This window comes from Clostridium sp. SHJSY1 (assembly GCF_031626875.1).
GTDB lineage: Bacteria > Bacillota > Clostridia > Clostridiales > Clostridiaceae > Clostridium.
Genome location: NZ_JANDMF010000023.1, coordinates 52,001 through 72,945, shown reverse-complemented (window position 1 = coordinate 72,945; position 20,945 = coordinate 52,001). Strand labels below are relative to the sequence as shown.

The following is a 20,945-nucleotide window of genomic DNA, read 5'->3' as shown; positions in this document are numbered from 1 at the left end:
TTTTTTAATTAAATATATTAAAATTTGTTTTTTCTTGATCTTTAGTTGGAGTTGTTGGAGTTGTTGGAGTAGTAGGTGTGGTTGTTGGAGTAGTAGTGTTACCATTACCTGTATCAGTTCCATTACCATTACTATTCCCATTACTCTTATCTTTATCTTTGTCTTTATCTTTGTCTTTGTCCTTATCTTTATCATTATTGTTATCAGTATTTGTAGGTGGTATTACCGGAGTTGTTATGGCTGGTGTATCATCATAAGCAGTTGGTAATACATATTGATAATCAGCAGTTTGAGGATTAGGATATTTCTTTTTAACAAATACTTTATTAGCTTTTAACCAAGCTGGAGTATTGTTTGTAGCAAGTTTATTATTTTGAGTGTTAATTGCTACAGAGACATGAGCATCACAGTATTCCTCAGGTTCTGTACCTTCAATAAACATTTCTTCATAAACTCTATCTCTAGGGTCGCTATTACAAAGATTTGTAGCTAATTTACCTGAATCCATACAAATAGTACGTTTAACAATTCCACTTGGTTCGTCTATATCTGTAACTTTCATACCTTCATGTGCTTTTGCCATGATTTTACCCCAAAGACCTGCAGCTAAATTAGAGCTACCATTACTCATTTCTTTTGGAGTGTCATAACCAAGCCAAACAGAGCCAGATAAATAAGGAGTTAATCCTGTGAACCAAAGGTCTTTACTATCTGAAGTAGTACCAGTTTTACCAGCTGTAGGCATTTTGCCCCATTGAGCTGCTGGACCAGTATAACCTCTAGAACCTTTTAGCAAATCATACATTATATATGCAGCTTGTGGAGAAAATATTTCTTTTGTTTCTATATTTTCTTCAGTATCTAAAAGAGTATTGCCAGAAGCATCTAAAACTTTTGAGTAAAGTTTTGGTGTAGTATAAGTACCGCTATTCCCAAATACTCCAAAAGCTGATGATGTGATAAATGTGTTTCCACCATCTGTATTACCTTCAAATTGACCAAGTGCTAAGGTTGAAATATATGTTTTTGTACGTTCGTTGTAAACTAATCCAAACTTTTCACCATATTCTGCCCCAGTCTTTATGCCAAGAGTATTTTCAACTGACACAGCTACAACATTTTTAGATTTTCTAAGCCCTTCTCTAATTGTTACATTACCATCAAAACTCCTATCATCATTTCTTACAGCATAAGGACTTCCGTTATTAAGAGTTTTCCCTATATTATTTTCAATAGCAGTATCATCTATAGTAGAACCAGCAGTTAATTTTTTTTCGTTAATAGCTGGACCATAGACTGTTAAAGGTTTAGTTGTCGATCCAATTGGTCGTAAGTAACTATAAGCTCTATTAGCTGATTGTGCAGCATGTTCACCTCTACCACCAATCATAGCTAAAACCTTACCTTTTTTATAATCAACAATAGTAGCAGAAGCTTGGAATTCAGGTGTTTTACTTCCATTAATATAAGTTTCCTTATAACCTACATTTGTAGATGAAAAGTTATCTAGTAAGCTTTGAGTGTAGTCTTGAAGTTTTCTATCCATATTGGTTGTTATTTTAAGACCACCATTTGCTAAAAGTTTTGAAACTTCATCATCAGAATATTTGTACTTTTTCTTTAAATCAGCTCTAACCTGAGAGACTGCTGGATTAAGATACCACTCATATTGAAGTTTATAATCATTTTTCTTAGATTTGAAAACTAATTTACCTCCATCAATATCAGCAATTGCTTGGGTATATTCAGCATCGGTTATTTTTCCTAATTCCTTCATTTTACTTAACACAGTTTTTGTTCTGTTAATATAAGGACTAGGATCTTTTTTATTATTTTCATTATAAGCACTATAATATGATGGTGCTTGAGTAATTCCTGCTATATAAGCACATTCAATAAGGCTAAGTTCATTTACGGATTTAGCAAAATAAAGATTTGATGCTGCCTCAACCCCATAAACTGTCCCCCCTAGTGGTATTGTATTAAGATATTGACTTATGATTTCATCTTTGGATAATTTTTTTTCTAAGCTAAGAGCCAACCAAATCTCTTTAATTTTTCTTACAACAGAAGAATCTTCATTTGTAAGAATGGTGTTTTTTAGAAGTTGTTGAGTTAAAGTTGAACCACCATGCATACCTGATTGTCTTTTGAATATTTTTGTTATATCAGTAACTATAGAACCTCCAATTCTTATGGGGTCAACCCCTTTATGAGAATAGAATCTTTGATCCTCAATAGAAGTATATGCATCCTTTAAATGTTGAGGAATTTTGTCAGGTGTTACAACAGTCCTCTCTACTTCAGAATGTAAGTTATCCATAAATACACCATCTTTATCATATACAGATGTAGGTTGACTTAAATTAAGAACAGCATCCATATCTAAAGGGGGAGTACTTTTGATAACAGCAAATACGTAACCAGCACCTATAACCATTACGGTTAACATCAGAAACAGTAATCCTAAGAAAATTCTTTTGATAATAATTCTCTTCTTACTTTTTTCTTTTTTCTTCTTTTGTAATTTATTAGAAGCAACTTTCTTTGCTGGAGACTTAGTGGCATTATTCGGTTTATTTGTATTTTTATCTATAGCCATTTGTTCCTCCTGATTTTATATATTTGATTATATTATATTATACTATAGCATAATTATAATATGATTAAAGCAATAACTCAACAATAAGGTGTAATATGAAATATTATGTAAAACCACGAAAAAGGAAAATAAACCCATATATATTGGTTATTATTACAATATTTACCATGTTAATAATTTTTTTGTACATATTTGATGAAAGGGTTCTACCTTCTGCATTAGTCAAATCAGAAAGCACTGTTAGGGCTAAGACTATTGATACGATAAGTTCAACTAGTTTGGAGCTTTTTAACAATGAATTCAAATATGATGAAATGATAATTATTGATAGGGATAAAGATAATAATATCAATCTTATAAGGGCTAATACAGTAAAATTAAATTATTTAGCCTCTGAACTATCCATAAAATGTAATGAAAAATTACAGGAAATGGGGGAAGTCGGAATTAAGGTCCCTTTGGGATGGATGACAGAGCAAAGTGCATTTTATAATTTAGGGCCAGATGTTACAGTAAAAATTGAGCCTATTGGAAATATGAAGGTAACATATGAATCAAAATTTGAAAGTGCGGGGATAAATCAAACTAGACATAAAATATATTTAAATGTAGAAGCTACAGTAAAGACTATAATACCTCTTCATAGTCAAGAAATGGAGATAACATGTGAAATTCCTGTGGCAGAAACTATTATTGTTGGAAAGATACCAAATACAGCAATAGATTTTAATAAAGGGCAATAATTAAGAATTGAGAAAAGAAGATGGAGAATTTTGGATGAAATTCCTTTAGAAATTTTCACACTCATTCTCCATTTTCAATTATCTTAATCTTCCCAATTAAATACATAAGGAATATTTCTGTAATAGTTACCATAATCTAAGCCATAACCAACAACAAAAACATCTTCAATTTCAAAGCATCTGTAGTCAGGATGAACATTTGCTATTCTTCTTGATGGTTTATCAAGTAATACACAACTTTTTACTGAAGCAGCACCAAGCTTTTTTACATGATCTATTATAAATTCCATAGTATATCCAGTATCAACAATGTCATCAACTATTAAAACATCAAAACCTTCTATATTATCAGGAATATCATTTACTATTTTTACTTTCCCTGAGCTAGTTTCACTATGACCATAACTTGAAGTAGTCATAAAACCTATTTTAACTTTAGTGTCAAGGGCACGTACTAGGTCAGCTGTAAACATAAAACTACCTCTTAATAGAGATAAAACATAAAGATTTTTTCCTTCATAATCTTTTGTTATTTCAGCTCCAAGTTCTTCAATTCTACTATTTATAGTTTCTTTAGATAATAGAATATTACGTTTTTTATTTTCCATTGGTATCCTCCGTTTCAAAACCGTTAAAGATTATTTATTTCTCTTAATTCATATTACATATTTTTAATAAATCTTGCAACTTTAATTTCAGTGGAATTTATTATATTGGTGTAATGTTTACAAGTGTAAGTAGATAGTATAAAATTAAATGAATGTTGTAAAGATATGTATATATAAGGGGTGATACTATGATAAATGGAAATGTAGATGGTGTAAAGAAAAGTTTTTTAGACCAATTGGAAGAAATATATAGGATAAAAAATTTTAAAGATGAAGTTGTAAATGAAGAAATAGTAAGAATAATGAGCAGGGTATCAACAGATATAGAGAGAGAAGTTAGTGTGGCTATAGATAGAAGAGGGAAGGTTCAATCAGTGGCTATTGGAGATTCTTCTTCTGTAGAATTACCTTTATTAGATATTAGAGAAGGAAGATTATCAGGAGTTAGGGTTATACACACTCATCCAAACGGCTTATGTAACTTATCTGCATTAGACTTATCAGCACTTTTAAAATTGAAACTTGATGCAATTGTTGCTATAGGAATATATGAAGGAAAGATTATAGACTATTCTTTAGGTATTCTTTCTGTATTTGACAATACACTAATGTTTGAGGAGAAGAAGAATTTATCACTTGAAGAGTTGCTATCTATAAATATTTTAGATAAGGCAAGACATATCGAAAGTTTGATAAAAGAAAATGAAGTAATTGAAGATGATGAAGAAAAAGCAATTTTAGTAGGTTCTGACACAAAGGAAAGTTTAGATGAATTAAAAGAGCTTGCAGATGCTTGTGATATACCTGTGCTAAATCTTGTTTTTCAAAGTAGAAACAAAATTGATCCAGCATTCTTTATAGGTAGAGGAAAAGTATTAGAGATTGCTTCTTTAAGGCAAACTAAAAGAGCAAATTTGATAATATTTGATGATGAATTATCAGGCTCTCAAGTTAGAAATTTAGAAAATGCATTAGGAGCTAAGGTAATAGATAGAACTACATTAATCCTTGAAATATTTGCAAGACGTGCAAAGAGTAAGGAAGCTAAAATTCAAGTAGAGCTTGCACAACTTAAATATAGAAAAAGTAGACTTCAAGGGTTAGGTACAGTTCTTTCAAGAACTGGTGGAGGAATAGGAACTAGAGGACCAGGAGAAAAGAAATTAGAAACAGATAGAAGACATATAAATGATAGCATATATGATTTAAATAATGAACTTAAAAAGATTAAAAAAGTTAGAGAAGTTCAAAGAGAAAAAAGAAATAAGGAGAGCATACCAAAGGTATCATTAGTTGGATATACTAATGCAGGAAAATCTACATTAAGAAATGCACTATGTGATATAGCAGCAACCAATGAAGGAAAGGCAAAAGAAAAGGTATTTGAAGCAAATATGTTATTTGCAACTTTAGATATAACTACTAGAGCTATAACTTTAAAAAATAAAGGGCTGATTACTTTAACAGATACAGTAGGATTTGTAAGAAAGTTACCTCATGATTTAGTTGAAGCATTTAAGTCTACATTAGAAGAAGTAATATATTCAGATTTACTTTGTCATGTAGTGGATGCATCTGCAAGTGGTGCATTAGATCAAATTGTAGCAGTTGAAGAAGTCCTAGGAGAACTAGGAGCTAGAGATAAGGAAACTATATTAGTATTAAATAAAATAGATATGATAGATGAGGAAACTTTAAATAGGTTAAGAGAAGACGTTAAAAATTATGATGACATAATTGAAGTGTCAGCAAAAGAAAATATAAACTTGGATTTTCTTTTAACTAAAGTAGAAGAAAAATTACCATATAATTTTTCTAAAGTAGAATATTTAATACCATATGATAAAGGAGATATGGTATCATTCCTTCACAGAAATGGTAGAATTCTTGAAGAGGAATATAGAGATGAAGGAACCTTTATGGTGGTTGAAGTAGATGAAGAAGTCTATAATAAAAGTAAGGAGTATGAGATTAGTTAGAGGTTAATATGTTATAATGAAAAAATAGATTACTATTAGGAAGGGAGATGGGCGATGGCAAAAACTGTTATAGAGTTACAAAATGCTTTTCAGTCCATAGTAAATAAATTAAAGAAAAATAAAAAAGTTTTATCTATTTTTACATTTGGAAGCATAGTAACAGGAGATGTTTGGGAAGAATCAGATATAGATTTATTTGTTGTTTATTCTGATGAATATGAAAAGATCAGAGATGTATATTCAGAAATACTTGGAGTGCCTGTTCATACTAAGTTATTAGATAAAAAGAACTTTCTTGATTTATATGAAAATGGGGGGCAAAAAGGTTTTGTTAGAAATTTACTAATAAAATCTAGAATGGTTTTTTCAAGAGATCAAGATATAGAGCAGATTTATAATAAAGCTAGATATTCAACGGATTATGATGTTGAAATATGGAATTTGGTTTATTTAGGAGATCTTATAAAAGATTTAAGAGTATGTAGAAAATATTTTTCAAATGGAGGATTTAGGACTTCGTTTGAAGTATTAATACGAGCTTTAGATAGTTTTGCAAGATTATTTATAAATTTAAATGGCTATGTAGTATCTAAGGATTCTTTAGCTATGGCTACAAATTTGAATAATGAATTTAAGGAAGTAGTTGATAAGCTGTTTATTGGTGAAACTAGAAAAGAAGAAATAATGAATATTATAAACTATATTAATAGATTCCTTGATGAAAATATAGTTATTTCTTGTAAGCTATTATTAGATTACTTAGAAGAACGAAATGATTTTGTAAATTCATATGAAATATTAAAAGATGAGAGATATAAAAATTTTGATATAAAAATAGAAAATATACTAAATGAACTTGAAAAACGTAGCTTAATAGTAAAGAAGAGAAGTGCACTAAAAGATAATGAAGAAAATAAGATTATAGATGAAAATGTATATGCAATAAGGAATAGAAAAAAGTAGAAGTGGAGCTTTTATAATGAATGAGCAGTTTAGAGTTAATTTTAAAGAAGAAATACCTAAATATGTACAAATAGCCCTACATTTAAAAAAATTAATTGAAAAAAAAGTGGTAGAAGATGGGGAGAAACTTCCTACCATAAGAGAATATACTGATTTTTTAAAAGTTAATAAGGTTACTATAGTAAATGCATATAAAAAACTTCAAAGTGATGGATTTGCCTACCAAAAGGTAGGCAGTGGAACATATGTTAAAAGAAAAGAAAATATATCCGTTTTTAAAAAGGAATATTCAAAGATTTTTAAAAGGTTAATGTCAGGAAATATAGAAAAAGCAATAGATTTCGCTGGAGAAACAACAGGAGAAGTATTGTTTCCAATAGAAGACTTTAAAGATATAATAAATAGAGTTTTAGATAGGGATGGAGCAGAAGCTTTAATTTCTCAAAATGCTCTAGGGTATGAAAAGCTTAGAGGAACTATTAATAGAGCTTTTTGGGATGATACTCTTCAAGATGAAGATATATTGATAGTTTCAGGAGCTCAACAAGGGATTGATATTGCATCCAAAGTTATATTAAATATTAATGATAATGTTATAGTTGAAAAACCTACTTATGGTGGCGCATTATCTGTATTTATGTGGAGAAGAGCAAATATATTTGAAGTTGAAATGGAAAGTGATGGAGTTAACTTAGATAAGTTTGAGGAAATTTTAAAGAAAAATAAAATTAGTTGTTTTTATACTATGAGTTATTTTCAAAATCCTACTGGAATAAGTTATTCTTTGGAAAAAAAGAAAAAAATAATAAAACTTGCAAAGAAGTATGATTTTTATATTATAGAAGATGATTATCTTTCTGAGCTAATTTATGATGAAGGCGTGGAGTACATGCCTTTTAAGTGGTTAGACAGAGATGATAGAGTTATTTATATTAAAAGTTTTTCTAAGATATTTTTGCCTGGTATTAGAATTGGTTATATGGTTATGCCAGCTGTATTTAAGGAAAGTATGCAAAATTCAAAATTTAATACAGATATAGCAACATCAAGTCTTATGCAAAGAGCGCTAGAAATGTACATTGATGAAGATAAATGGAAAGATAACATTGGGTTGTTAAACAAAGAATATCATGAAAGATATAAGCTTATGACAGATATTTTAGATAAAGAACTCAATGAATATGTTACTTATAATAAGCCAGGTGGAGGATTGAATTTTTATTTGACCTTGAATAAGGAATATATTAAATCTAGGGAATTTTTTTTGAAACTTGCTAAAAAAGGGGTATATATAACGCCAGGAGTTTTGTTCTTTAGAAATATGAAAGATGGAGACAGGACATTTAGAATAGGCTTTTCTCAAACAGATAAAGAAAAGATAGTAAAAGGGCTTGAAATTATTAAGGAGGAATTAGAATTATGTCATATGTAACTATAAGAAATTTTGGAGAGGATTCCTTCGAAGAAAAAAAATCTGAATTTATTGGATATGCAAAAAGAGTAGAGTCTGAAGAGGAAGCACGAGAATTTGTAAATGAAATAAAATCAAAACATAAGCAAGCAAGACATAACTGTTTTGCTTATGTAATAGGAAAAAATATGGGGATTCAGAGATATTCAGATGATGGAGAACCTCAAGGTACAGCAGGAATACCAATACTTGAAGTGATGAAAAAAAGCGGAATAACAGATTGTGCTGTTGTTGTAACAAGGTATTTTGGTGGAGTACTTTTAGGTGCAGGGGGACTTACTAGGGCCTATACTAAAGGGGCATCTATTGCTGTTAAAGCTGCAGGTATAATAGAAAAAGTAGATGGAGTAAAACTTACTATTATTCTAGACTATGATCTTTTAGGAAAGGTTCAGTATGTTTGCTCTCAGAATCTTTGGCATATTGATGATATATCATATGAGGAAAAGGTAGAATTATACATTTTAGTTGAGATGGAAAATTTAGCTATAATAGAAAAAGAGCTGATTGATTCTACCAATGGCAAAGCTTTAGTTAATAGAAGTCATGAGGGTATATACTTCAAAGAAGGAAATAGATTATATGGAGATATGTCTATATAGAATAGATGATAGGAAGGTGTATGTCTTTTATTTCCTTTAAAAATATGATATAATTTTATAGGTTTTATGTAATTAAGATAGGAGGAATAAGCATGTCAGGACACTCAAAATGGCATAACATTCAAAATAAAAAAGGTAAAGTTGATGCTAAAAGAGGAAAAATATTCACAAAGATAGGTAAAGAATTAGCACTAGCTATTAAGAATGGTGGAGCTAATCCAGATATTAATGCAAGGCTTAGAGATGTTATAGCAAAAGCCAAGGCAGCAAATATGCCTAATGATATTATTGCTAGAGCAATTAAAAAAGCTGAAGGAGATATAAATTCAGTAAGCTATGAAACAATTGTATATGAAGGTTATGGGCCAAGTGGAGTTGCTGTAATTGTTGAAACTCTTACTGATAATAAAAATAGATCAGCAGGAAATGTTAGAAGTGCCTTTACAAAAGGTGGAGGAAATATGGGGGCTACTGGTTGTGTAGGATTCATGTTTCAAGAAAAAGGAGAAATAGTTATAGAAAAAGCTGATAGAGATGAAGATGAGATGATGATGTTAGCTTTAGATGCAGGAGCAGAAGATTTCTCAGCAGAAGAAGAGGAAGTATTTATAGTAACTACTGAACCAGATGATTTTGGAACAGTTAGAGAAGCTTTAGAAGCAGAAAAAATTGAATTCTTAGATGCTGCTGTTAAGATGATACCAGATACATATACTGAAATTAACGAAGATGATGCTAAGAAGTTTCAAAAGATGTTAGATTTACTTGAGGATGATGATGATGTTCAAGAAGTCTACCACAATGCTGAATTCCCTGAAGGATGGGATGAATAGGGATTTTTATAAACAACTAATATAAAGAATTTATTTTAGAATTAGAGATTAAATATCATTATCTGACAAAGAAAAATGACCTTGATGGGTCATTTTTTCTTTGTCAGTTAATGTTTATTATATATTAATATTAGAAGTTATTAACAAGTGTTTTCCAAGTTTTTTCGCCACAAACTCCATTAATAGCACCACAATCAGGATATTTCCTTTGGAAGTCAGATAATGCGTCAAATGTGTTGGTATCAAATATTCCAGTAACATGTAAGCAGTATCCATAATGATTTAATAATATTTGTAATGAGGCTATAGAAATGTCATTATTTTTGTGATTATAATCAACCAAAGACTCTGCAAATGTATTTATATGTGAATTGTCGCTCATAGTAATGTTTATATACGTATATGATTTGCCGTTATAAGTAATTGGGTTTTCTAAATGTACGTTTGTCACATATACAGTACCATCATAATATTGGCGATACATGGATGAAGGATCATACATATATTTAGTGGTTGAACTAGCATTAGTTTTAGTAGTTGAACTAATATCAGTTGCAGCAAAGACAGATGTTGAAGAAAGAAGCACAGTTGCTAGTACTCCAGCACATAGTGTTTTAATTTTTGTTTTGTTCATTTTTTTCATAATTTATATCTCCTTAATAATTTATTTTACATTCAGATAATAATATATAAATGTTTCTAATTATGGTAAAAATATTACCAAAATATTAACAAGAAAAAATATATTCTGTGTTACTAAAAAATATAAGGAGATATATATTAAATTTTGAAAGTATAGATATAAAAGATGGTATAAATATTAAGCTTACTGTTTGCATGGGGGAATAAGAGATAGATGTGTATTTTTATAAAAAAGAATGGCTTATCTATAGGGGAAGATAAGCCATTTTAATAGTTATTATTTATTTTAATAGGGGAAATAAATAATGATTAACTACTTTATGTTTATTATTATATTAGAGTATTGTGGGAATACTATGGCTATAATATGTGAAAATAATGTGAAATTTAAAGTTAGACTAGGTAAAAAGTATTTTAAATATTGTAATAAGTAATAGTTTAAAGATAAAGATAGTGAGCCATATTTAATTGTGAAATTTTTTAAATAGATATATGTATGAAGATATAATAAAGATTCAAAATATGCAATGCAACAAAAGTGTAAAAAGTTTGCGATATTATAAACAAAAAATAAAATAGTCTATAAATATATAGACAAAGCTTAGAATTGAGAGTAATATAAATATAGAGTAAATTAATGGAAAGGGTTGTTCTGTATGGATATGAAATCAAATGAATTATTTTGGAATGCAAGAGTAGAGGAGGTTAAAGAAGGATTTGTAGAAGATGAAAAGAATTATAGATGTATCATTTGTGAAGAAATTTTTGAAAAAGGACGTATATATGAAGTTGATTCTGAATTATATGAAGCAAAGAAAGCTGCAGAAATTCATATAGAAGAAAGACATGGATCAATGATTCATTATCTTTTAGGGATGAATTCAACTTTCATAGGGATTTCAGATGTTCAAAAAGAGGTAGTATCTCTAATTGCAGAAGGTTTATCAGATAAAGAAATAGCAGCAAAGCTTGGAGTAACACAATCAACTATTAGAAATCATAAGTACAAGTTAAGGGAAAAAGAAAAACAAGCAAGACTATTTCTAGCTATGATGGATTTGATTTCTAAAGGTACTAACAAAAAGATAAATAAGTTAGATAAAGCAGTAATATGTGATGTGCATAAGACAGCTACTATCATAGATGATAGATTTAATATAACAGATAAAGAAAAAGAGGATACTATTAAAAATTATATGTATGAGAATGGTGCATTAAAAAACTACCCAGCTAAAGCTAAAAAGAAGATTATTATATTAGAGGAGATAACTAAAAATTTTTCTAAGGGAAAAACTTATTCAGAAAAAGAAATTAATAGGATTTTAAAGAGAATATATGAAGATTATGTAACTTTAAGAAGAGCGTTAATAGAGTATGGTTATATAGAAAGAACTAATGATTGTAAGAGTTATTGGGTAAAAGAGTAAAAGTTATGGTTTGGAGTGAATAATAATATTTTATTTCACGAGCTTATTGAGGCATTTTAAGATGAAATTGTTTAAATAGAAGCGATAACCATGTAGAATAGAGTAAATAGGAAAGCATATTAAACGACAAATTAGACATAAAATATATTATAAGGAGGATGGGGAAGTATGAGAGAAACCCATTAGTAGTTTTGGTATTATATATATTTTAAGAAAAACTAATGGGTGAGGAAGTAATGTTAATTTATTATGAATATAAATAAATATATATATTTTGAATACATAACGACTAATTCAAAGTATATAGTTAGGGGATTAATGAAGATATTCATAGTTAAACATGATTTGGGATTTTATTAAAAGTCTATAATTACTTTGCAAACGACATTTTAAGGAGCTGTCTAAAATGGAGATTTTAAATCTCTGTTTTAGACAGCTCCTTAAAAGTGATAAGATACAAATTTGTATATTTTATCTTATATTAATTGGCCATGAGATAATTTTTTCTTTTTTATTTCAATTTCAAATTCTCTTTCATAAATTCTAACAGCAGCTCTTTCTTTTGCAGTTACTAGTGAAATTGTGTAACCTGAATTTGCACCTCTTGCAGTTCTACCAGCTCTATGAAGATATTCATTAGAATTGGTAGGGAAATCAAGATTTATAATATGTGTAATTCCTTGTATGTCTAATCCTCTTGCTGAAATATCTGAAGAAACCAGTATATTTATTTTTCCATTTCTAAAACTTTCAAGGGCATTTTGCCTTTGTTCCTTGCTAACACCTTTGTGAATAGCAAAAGTAGCTTTGTTATGGAAGTTTAATTTATCAGCTATCATATTAATTTCATATCCTTTGTTTACAAATACTAAAGCTTTCTGAGGATCAGTAGCAGCTATGAGTTTTCTTAAAGTTTCAAATTTTTCTCTAGGATCAACTTCTATATAAATATGCTCTATATTTGGATTTAAAGATACTTTTTCATTGTTTTTAAATATGATAGGTTCATTCATAAGTTCTTTTGCAGTAGATAAAGTATTTCCATTTATAGTAGCAGAGAATACCATAAGTTGCCTATCTTTCATGGTAGTTTTAATAACATCTTTAACCATAGCAGAACTTGTATTATCAAGAAGATTGTCAGCTTCATCTATTACTATGGTTTTTATAGTATGTGCAGTGATTTTTTTCTTTTTCTTTATAAGGTCAAGTATTCTTCCAGTAGACCCAACTATAATATGTGGTTTGTTATCTTTAAGTTTTTTTATTTGCTTATCAATATTTACATCACCAATTATAGATAATGAGGTGACTGGAATTTCTGAATTTTTAGCTAGTAATTTTATTTGAGAATCTATCTGCATTACCAATTCATGAGTCGGAGCTAGAATAAGAGCTTGCATTTCTCTTTTTTCTGTATTGATTTTCTCAAATAAAGGAAGAATAAAAGCAAGGGTTTTTCCACTACCAGTATGTGCTTCACCTATAATATCTTTATTTTTTATAGCTTCAGGGATAACCGAGGCTTGAATGCCTGTAGGAACAGTAATGCCTTGTTTCTCTAGGCCTACTATTAGTTTTTTATTTAGATTTAGTTCGTTAAAAGATTCCATATATTTCTCCTTAAGTTAATATTCATAATAATTATTATATACATTTATGCAAGAAATAACGAGAAAAATATTTTATTATGCAAACTAGTATATAGTTTAATGAAATTTTTTTTGTTATAATTATCAGTAGAAAGGAATGGTACTATGGAAATTGGGAGAGTTTCGAGAAACACTATAACTCGTGATGATGAGAGAAAAGTTACATCAGGTAAAAAAGATTTTTCACAGAGTTTTAACCAAGCAAGGGATAGAAAATCAGAAGAGCAGCTTAAAAGAATGTGTGATGATATAAAGAAAAAGGGAAATAGACTTGTTTTAACTAAAACATATGCTGATGTTAGGATGTATAAAAAGCTTATAAAAGAGTATTTAGAATCTGTCTTGCAATTTATGTATGATACTAAAAAAGATATAAGTTTCTGGCAAACCCAATACTTTATAACAGTTGATACTGTTGATGCTAAACTTGAGGAGCTTACAGATGTACTTCTTGGAGATGAGAAGGAAAATTTGAATATTGCATCTACTATAGATGAAATTCAAGGATTAATAGTTGATATTTATAGATGATTAGGGACAATCAAAAAAATAACAAGTCAATCCGCCAGAATATTTTCCATCATCTTGTGTCAGCAGATTGACTTAATAGTCCGCTATGAGACCAATATGCTTCCTTGCCTGATGAAAAATATTTATGGCAAATTTGGACTCGTTATTTATTTTTATGTCCCTTAAAAGAGCTATCTTAATTTAGATAGCTCTTTATTATCGAAAGCTAGAAAATTTGCATGTAAGTGACATCTAATTTCAATTATAGTATCATATATTTTAGACAATAAATTAGGAGGGATAATTTATGAAGAAAAAATTTGCACTAATATTAACAGTAATATTTGCTTTCGGAATATTTGTTTCTTGTTCGTCAAAAGAAACAAAAGAAACAAAAGAAGTTACAGTTGTTATTCCAGATGGATTAACAGCAATAGCTACTGCAAAACTAATGAAGGAAAAGCCTGAAATATCGAAAGGTTATAACATAGAATATTCTATTGAAAAGACACCTGAAAATATAGTTTCTGAGGTATTAAAAGGAGAAACAGATATAGCAATAGTTCCATCTAATGTAGCAGCAACCCAATATAATAAAGAAGGAAAATATGTTGTTGCAGGTACTGTTGGTTGGGGGGCTTTTTATCTAGTTTCAACTGGAGAAGAAAATTCAATAGATCAGTTAAAAGGAAAAGAAATATTTAATATAGGTAAAGGTTTGACTCCTGATTTAATTACAAGAACAGTATTAAAGGATAAGGGATATAATTTAGATTCTGATTTTAATTTTTCATATGTTAATGGCGTTACAGAGCTTACACCAACTATACTATCTGGTAAAACAAGTTATGCAGTTATACCAGAACCTGCATTAACACAAGTTTTAAGTAAAAAAACAAATGCAAAAATAATAATGGATTTTAATGAAGAATGGAAAAAGGCAAATAACTCAGAATATGGTTTTCCGCAATCAACTATCATAATTAAAAAGGATTTGGTTGATAATGATAGTAAGTTTGTGGAAAGTTTCTTGAAACAGATAGAATCTAGTTGTAATTTTGCTCTTGAAAATAATTCGAATTTACCATCATATTGTGAAGAACTTGGAGTATCAGTTAATAAAGATATAGTTTCTAATTCTATTGAAAAGGCGAATATAAAATATGTACCAATTAAGAATTGTTATAAAGAGTATGATGCTTATTTTAATAAGTTAAAAGAATTAGATCCAAAGACTATAGGAGGAAAGGTGCCAGATGAAGGTGTTTACATGGAAAAGTAAAATACAAGTGATTATATCATGTATGATATTAATAGGTCTTTGGGATATAGTAGCAATTAAATTAAATAATGAAATATATCTTCCTAGAGTAGGAAATGTATTGATTTCCATGAAAGAAATTCTAAGTAAAGACGATTTTCTAAGGAATATGTTAAGTAGTCTTAGTAGAACTTTAATCAGTTTTCTAGCAGCTTTGCTTTTAGCTGTTATATTTGGGGTGCTATCTTTGATGTACCCCATTTTCAAAAGTTTCTTAAAGCCTATAAATGCTATAGGAAAGACAATCCCTACAATGGTTTTGATAGTACTTACGCTTATTTGGTTTAAGAAAGAAGAAGCTCCTTTTATAGTGGGATTTGTTATAGTGTTTCCTATACTTTATGATGGTGTGATAAGTTCAATTGGTAATATAAATAAAGAACTTATAGAAATGTGTAGAATTTATAAAGTTTCAACTTGGCAAAAAGTAAAAAGGATATATATGCCTGTTATAGGATTTTATATTGCAGGTATTTTAATGTCTACTTTTTCGTTGGTATTTAAAGTAGTGATAGCAGGTGAAGTGTATGGACAACCTAAATATGGAGTGGGATCATCCATACAAATTGAAAAAGTGAATTTTAACACAAATTCAATATTTGCATGGATTATAATTATAGCTATACTATCAATATTATTTGATTTACTAAATAAACTAATAAATAAAAAGGTTTATAGGTGGCAAAATGAAGATTGAAATTAAAAATTTATGTAAGTCTTTTGAAGATAAAATCGTGTTTTGTAATTTTAATATTTCATTTACTTCAGAAAAGATTAACTCAATAATTGGTGAATCTGGTGGGGGAAAAAGCACTCTTCTTAATATATTGTCAGGGTTGCTTAAAAAAGATTCAGGAGAAGTTATTGGTATAAATGAAGATGAAATTAGTTATATATTTCAAGAAGATAGATTAGTGCCATGGCTTAATATTAAAGAAAATATGGAATTGTTTATATATGATTATTTTTCAAAAGATGAAGGAAATAAAAAGATACGAGAGATATTCAAGCTTCTGCATTTAGAGAATATTGAAAAAGAGTATCCTAGAAAGCTGAGTGGAGGAATGAGACAAAGGGTTAATATTGCAAGGGCTCTTTTAAAACCATCAAAGTTAATATTGATGGATGAACCATTTAAATCTCTTGATTATAAGACTAAGTATTCTATAATGAAGGAATTAATTGAAATATTTAAAAAAGAAAAGAGAATGGTTATTTTTGTTACCCATGATGTGGATGAAGCAATATATATGAATGGAAAAATTTATATTTTAGGGGGAAAGCCTTTTAATATAAAGAAAGTTTTTAATGAAGGATTAGAGGAAAATAAAAAAGAAATTTTAACATTAATATAGAAAAATAGGAGGTTATATGTTTAAAAAATTTATCGGTTTTTATAAGCCTTATAGAAAGTTATTTTTTATAGACTTAATAGCAGCATTGATAGCTGCATGTTGTGATTTGGTTTATCCAATGATGACCAAAGAGTTAGTTGATAGTTCAATTCCAAACAAAGAAATAAGAATGATAATAGTATTTGCTATCACACTAATAATCTTATTTATAATAAAAGCTATTTGTGGATATTTCATGAATTATTGGGGGCATGTTGTTGGAGTTAGAATGCAAGGAGATATGAGAAGAGAAATATTTAATCATCTTCAAAAATTACCAAATACATATTTTGATAATAATAAAACTGGGGACATAATGTCTAGAATTATAAATGATTTGATGGATATATCAGAACTAGCTCATCATGGGCCAGAGGATATATTTATTTCTATTATAATGCTGTTTGGATCTTTTATTATATTATCTACAATAAATATTCCTTTAACATTAATAATATTTATATTTATACCTATAATAGTGATATTTACAATAAAACAAAGAAAAAGAATGAATGATTCATTTTTTAAAACAAGGGTGAAAACAGGGGTAGTAAATGCAAGCTTAGAAAATAGTATTTCTGGAATTAGAGTTGCAAAAGCTTTTGTATCTCATGAAGTTGAAGAGAAGAAGTTTGAAGAAGGTAATAAAAGTTTTATGAAGGCAAGAGAAAAAGCCTATAAAATTATGGCAGAGTACTCTGCAGGAGCAACTTTTTCTATAGATATTTTAAATTATGTGGTTTTAATAATTGGTGGATTGTTTACTTTTTGGGGAATAATAGGTCTTGGAGATTTCTTTGCGTATCTTTTATATATAAAAATATTTACTGATCCTATTAAAAAATTAACTAATTTTATGGAACAATATCAAAGTGGAATTACAGGATTTCAAAGATATATGGAAATATTAAATGAAGATATGGAAAAAGAGAAAAAAGGATCAAAAGATTTAGTAAATGTTAAAGGAAAAATAACTTTTAAAGATACTGAATTTAGCTATGAAGATAATAAAATTTTAGATGGATTGTCTTTGGAAATTGAAGCTGGGAAGATGCTTGCTTTAGTAGGTCCATCAGGTGGAGGAAAGTCAACTTTTTGTAATTTAATACCTAGATTTTATGATTTGGACAAGGGCGACATACTTATAGATGATAAAAGTATTTATGATGTTACTATTAGATCTCTTAGAGAAAGTATCGGAATAGTTCAGCAAGAAGTGTTTTTATTTACAGGGACCATTAAAGAAAATATAATGTATGGAAAATTTGAAGCTAGTGATGAAGATATTTATGAAGCTGCTAAAAAAGCTAATATTCATGACTTTATATTAAGTCTTGAGGAAGGATATGATACTTTTATAGGAGAAAGGGGAGTTAAGCTTTCAGGTGGTCAAAAGCAAAGAATTTCGATTGCAAGAGTTTTTTTGAAAAATCCGCCAATATTAATTTTAGATGAGGCCACATCTGCTCTTGATAATACTACAGAGTATTATATTAAGAAATCTCTAGATGAGTTATGCAAAGGCAGAACTACTATTGTAGTTGCACATAGATTGTCTACTATTAGAAATGCTGACGAGATTATTGTTCTTACTGATAAAGGGATAGAGGAAAGAGGTACACATGAGGAGCTTATAAGCTTAGATGGAATATATAGTGGATTACATAAATTTGTGGAAAATTAAATATTAAGGATAAAAATAGAACAGGTAGCTAATTAACTACCTGTTTATATTTATGATAATAAGAACTATATTTTGAAGATTAAATCAGAATAAGTTGGAATTGGCCAGTAATTTTCTCCAACTAAGACTTCAAGACTATCACAAGCAGTTCTTGTAGCTTCCATAGCAGGAATTACTTTTGCTTTGTAGAAGTTTGCATTATCATATGCATCTTTACGTTCCTCTGCTTTAGTCAATAGAGTATTTAATTTTTCAACTTCTTCATATAGCTTGTTTGCAAATGTGGAAACTTGTGTCAATGTACCTTTTTCCATATCACAGCTAGTGCTTAAACCAACTGATTTCTTGCTGATTATTGTATCGCTTAATTCTTTCATGAATGAAGTTACTGCAGGTAGAATTTGTCTTCTAACCATATCAACAGTAGTTAAAGCTTCAATGTTTAGTACTTTAGAATACTCTTCTAAAAGTATTTCATATCTTGAATGCATTTCAACTTTTGTGAAAATATTATGCTTTTCAAATAAAGTTATATTTTTCTCATCTACAAAGTGAGGAAGAGCATCTACTGTAGTTTTAAGATTTAATAAACCTCTCTTTTGAGCTTCTTCAACCCATTCATCAGAATAATTATTTCCATTAAATATAATTCTCTTATGCTTTTGGATAGTAGATTTTATTAAATCATCTAAAGCAGTTTTAAAATCAGGAGCTGACTCAAGAGTATCAGCAAATTGTTCTAAAGCTTCTGCAGCTATAGTATTTAAAACTATGTTAGGGCCAGACACAGAGAAAGTTGAACCTAACATTCTAAATTCGAATTTATTGCCTGTAAATGCAAAAGGTGAAGTTCTGTTTCTGTCAGTAGTATCCTTTGCAAATTTAGGAATTATATCAACTCCAAGTTCCATTCTAGTAGCTTTCTTTGAAGCATAAACAGAACTATTAGCTATTGATTCTAGCACTTCTTCTAAATGAGAACCTAAGAAAACTGACACTATAGCAGGTGGAGCCTCATTTGCACCTAATCTATGGTCATTTCCAGCATTAGCAACAGAAATTCTTAATAAATCTTGATATTCATCAACTGCCTTTATTACAGAACAAAGGAAAGTCAAGAATTGAACATTATCTTCAGGATTCTTACCTGGATCTAATAAGTTTTCTCCAAGGTCTGTTGAAAGAGACCAGTTATTATGCTTACCAGAACCATTAATTCCTTCAAATGGTTTCTCATGTAAAAGGCAAACTAAACCATGTTTATCTGCTATTTTTTTCATAAGTTCCATTGTTAATTGGTTATGGTCTGCAGAAATATTTGTAGAAGCAAATATTGGAGCTAACTCATGTTGAGCAGGAGCAACTTCGTTATGTTTTGTTTTTGCTAACACACCAAGCTTCCATAACTCTCTATCTAATTCTTCCATATATGCAGCTACTCTAGTTTTTATATTTCCAAAGTAGTGATCTTCTAATTCTTGACCCTTAGGAGCTTTAGCGCCTAAAAGAGTTCTTCCAGTTAACATTAAATCTAATCTCTTTGAATAGTATTTTTTGTCTACTAAGAAGTATTCTTGTTCAGGACCAACAGTAGTAGTTACTCTTTTAACATTATCTTTTCCAAATAATTTTAATATCCTTAAAGCTTGCTTGTTTAAAGCTTCCATTGAGCGAAGTAAAGGAGTTTTCTTATCTAATACTTCACCTGTATATGACATAAATACTGTAGGGATACATAATGTATTATCCTTTATAAATGCAAAAGAAGTAGGATCCCAAGCTGTATATCCTCTTGCTTCAAAAGTAGCTCTTAATCCACCAGATGGGAAGCTAGAAGCATCAGGCTCACCTTTAATTAATTCTTTTCCGGAAAATTCCATTATTATGCTTCCGTCAGCAGTTGGTTGAATAAATGCATCATGCTTTTCTGCAGTTATTCCTGTCATTGGTTGGAACCAATGAGTGAAATGTGTAACACCTTTTTCTAAAGCCCAATCTTTCATTGCATTAGCTATAACATTGGCTATTTCAAGATTAAGTTCTGTATTATTTTCTATAGCCTTTTTTAAATCTTTATAAGTTTGCTTAGGTAAGCGTTCTTTCATAGTATTTTCATTGAATACCATACTTCCAAATAAATTTGGTACATAGTTCTTATTATCCATCAAGATTCCTCCTTAATAAAAAAGGGCGCTGTACACCTATAGTGTACAGCGCCTTTGCTGTTAATAACATTATATAATTTAAGGAGTTAAAATGCAATAGAATTAAAAAAAATATTGACAATAATTTAGTTTTTTAATAAAATTATAGCATGAACAATGGGGTTCTGTTAATTGTGCTTTTTGGAGTGCTTATTAATTGACCCTATATTTAAATAATTAAAAATAATGTTATAAAAATTTTTCAAGCAACTAAAATTTTTTAGTTGCTTATTTGGTTTTAGATGATACAATTATGAAAGAAAAGTTATAATTACAATAGTTAGAGTTATAATAATCAATGGTATAATAG

At 29.1% G+C, this 20,945-nt stretch carries 18 protein-coding genes; 13 read left to right on the top strand and 5 right to left on the bottom strand.

The window, feature by feature from the left end:
• Positions 1 to 4: 4 nt before the first annotated feature.
• Positions 5 to 2,602 carry a transglycosylase domain-containing protein gene (locus NNC19_RS11950; protein ID WP_310938887.1) on the bottom strand — a complete coding sequence of 866 codons (2,598 nt, stop codon included), beginning with the start codon at positions 2,600 to 2,602 and terminating at the stop codon, positions 5 to 7.
• A gap of 95 nt (positions 2,603 to 2,697) precedes the next feature.
• Between NNC19_RS11950 and yunB the strand changes: the two genes are divergently transcribed.
• A complete protein-coding gene (yunB, locus tag NNC19_RS11945; protein ID WP_310938886.1) occupies positions 2,698 to 3,345 on the top strand; it encodes a sporulation protein YunB in 648 nt (215 codons plus the stop codon).
• Positions 3,346 to 3,428: 83 nt separating this feature from the next.
• Here yunB and hpt read toward each other — a convergent pair whose 3' ends face one another.
• Complete coding sequence (gene hpt / locus NNC19_RS11940) at positions 3,429 to 3,953, bottom strand: hypoxanthine phosphoribosyltransferase (RefSeq protein ID WP_310938885.1); 525 nt, start codon at positions 3,951 to 3,953, stop codon at positions 3,429 to 3,431.
• A 188-nt stretch (positions 3,954 to 4,141) separates the two neighbouring features.
• Between hpt and hflX the strand changes: the two genes are divergently transcribed.
• From hflX to NNC19_RS11915, 5 genes are all read left to right on the top strand, one after another.
• A complete protein-coding gene (gene hflX, locus NNC19_RS11935) occupies positions 4,142 to 5,932 on the top strand; it encodes a GTPase HflX (RefSeq protein WP_310938884.1) in 1,791 nt (596 codons plus the stop codon).
• A 54-nt stretch (positions 5,933 to 5,986) separates the two neighbouring features.
• A complete protein-coding gene (locus NNC19_RS11930) occupies positions 5,987 to 6,895 on the top strand; it encodes a nucleotidyltransferase domain-containing protein (RefSeq protein WP_310938883.1) in 909 nt (302 codons plus the stop codon).
• Positions 6,896 to 6,911: 16 nt separating this feature from the next.
• Complete coding sequence (locus NNC19_RS11925; protein ID WP_310938882.1) at positions 6,912 to 8,327, top strand: PLP-dependent aminotransferase family protein; 1,416 nt, start codon at positions 6,912 to 6,914, stop codon at positions 8,325 to 8,327.
• Positions 8,315 to 8,968: a YigZ family protein gene (locus NNC19_RS11920; protein ID WP_310938881.1), complete on the top strand. Its 654-nt coding sequence runs from the start codon at positions 8,315 to 8,317 to the stop codon at positions 8,966 to 8,968. The genes NNC19_RS11925 and NNC19_RS11920 overlap by 13 nt, the downstream gene beginning before the upstream one ends.
• A 92-nt stretch (positions 8,969 to 9,060) precedes the next feature.
• Complete coding sequence (locus NNC19_RS11915; protein ID WP_310938880.1) at positions 9,061 to 9,801, top strand: YebC/PmpR family DNA-binding transcriptional regulator; 741 nt, start codon at positions 9,061 to 9,063, stop codon at positions 9,799 to 9,801.
• Between the two features lie 130 nt (positions 9,802 to 9,931).
• Here the strand turns inward: NNC19_RS11915 and NNC19_RS11910 are convergent, their stop codons facing one another.
• On the bottom strand, positions 9,932 to 10,444 hold the full coding sequence (locus NNC19_RS11910) for a peptidoglycan-binding domain-containing protein (RefSeq protein ID WP_310938879.1): 513 nt from the start codon (positions 10,442 to 10,444) through the stop codon (positions 9,932 to 9,934).
• Positions 10,445 to 10,748: 304 nt separating this feature from the next.
• Here NNC19_RS11910 and NNC19_RS11905 point away from each other — a divergent pair, with 304 nt between their 5' ends.
• The gene (locus NNC19_RS11905) at positions 10,749 to 10,877 is read left to right on the top strand and encodes a hypothetical protein (protein ID WP_310938878.1); all 129 of its coding nucleotides are present in this window, start codon (positions 10,749 to 10,751) and stop codon (positions 10,875 to 10,877) included.
• Positions 10,878 to 11,099: 222 nt separating this feature from the next.
• On the top strand, positions 11,100 to 11,870 hold the full coding sequence (locus NNC19_RS11900) for a DUF2087 domain-containing protein (protein ID WP_310938877.1): 771 nt from the start codon (positions 11,100 to 11,102) through the stop codon (positions 11,868 to 11,870).
• A gap of 476 nt (positions 11,871 to 12,346) precedes the next feature.
• Here the strand turns inward: NNC19_RS11900 and NNC19_RS11895 are convergent, their stop codons facing one another.
• Positions 12,347 to 13,483 carry a DEAD/DEAH box helicase gene (locus NNC19_RS11895; protein WP_310938876.1) on the bottom strand — a complete coding sequence of 379 codons (1,137 nt, stop codon included), beginning with the start codon at positions 13,481 to 13,483 and terminating at the stop codon, positions 12,347 to 12,349.
• 144 nt (positions 13,484 to 13,627) lie between these two features.
• Between NNC19_RS11895 and NNC19_RS11890 the strand changes: the two genes are divergently transcribed.
• The 5 genes from NNC19_RS11890 to NNC19_RS11870 all read left to right on the top strand — a co-directional run bounded on the left by NNC19_RS11890 (position 13,628) and on the right by NNC19_RS11870 (position 18,431).
• Positions 13,628 to 14,053, top strand: coding sequence for a YaaR family protein (locus NNC19_RS11890; protein WP_310938875.1), 426 nt, complete (start codon positions 13,628 to 13,630; stop codon positions 14,051 to 14,053).
• A 286-nt stretch (positions 14,054 to 14,339) separates the two neighbouring features.
• Positions 14,340 to 15,314 (top strand): MqnA/MqnD/SBP family protein, encoded by a 975-nt coding sequence (locus NNC19_RS11885; protein WP_310938874.1) that lies wholly within the window; start codon positions 14,340 to 14,342, stop codon positions 15,312 to 15,314.
• Positions 15,289 to 16,050: an ABC transporter permease subunit gene (locus NNC19_RS11880; protein ID WP_310938873.1), complete on the top strand. Its 762-nt coding sequence runs from the start codon at positions 15,289 to 15,291 to the stop codon at positions 16,048 to 16,050. The genes NNC19_RS11885 and NNC19_RS11880 overlap by 26 nt, the downstream gene beginning before the upstream one ends.
• Complete coding sequence (locus tag NNC19_RS11875) at positions 16,040 to 16,708, top strand: ABC transporter ATP-binding protein (protein WP_310938872.1); 669 nt, start codon at positions 16,040 to 16,042, stop codon at positions 16,706 to 16,708. Before NNC19_RS11880 ends, NNC19_RS11875 begins: the two co-directional genes overlap by 11 nt.
• 16 nt (positions 16,709 to 16,724) lie before the next feature.
• Entirely contained in the window at positions 16,725 to 18,431 is a 1,707-nt protein-coding gene (locus NNC19_RS11870; protein ID WP_310938871.1) for an ABC transporter ATP-binding protein, read from the top strand.
• A 65-nt stretch (positions 18,432 to 18,496) separates the two neighbouring features.
• Here NNC19_RS11870 and NNC19_RS11865 read toward each other — a convergent pair whose 3' ends face one another.
• On the bottom strand, positions 18,497 to 20,596 hold the full coding sequence (locus NNC19_RS11865; protein ID WP_310938870.1) for a glutamine synthetase III: 2,100 nt from the start codon (positions 20,594 to 20,596) through the stop codon (positions 18,497 to 18,499).
• Positions 20,597 to 20,945 lie beyond the last annotated feature (349 nt).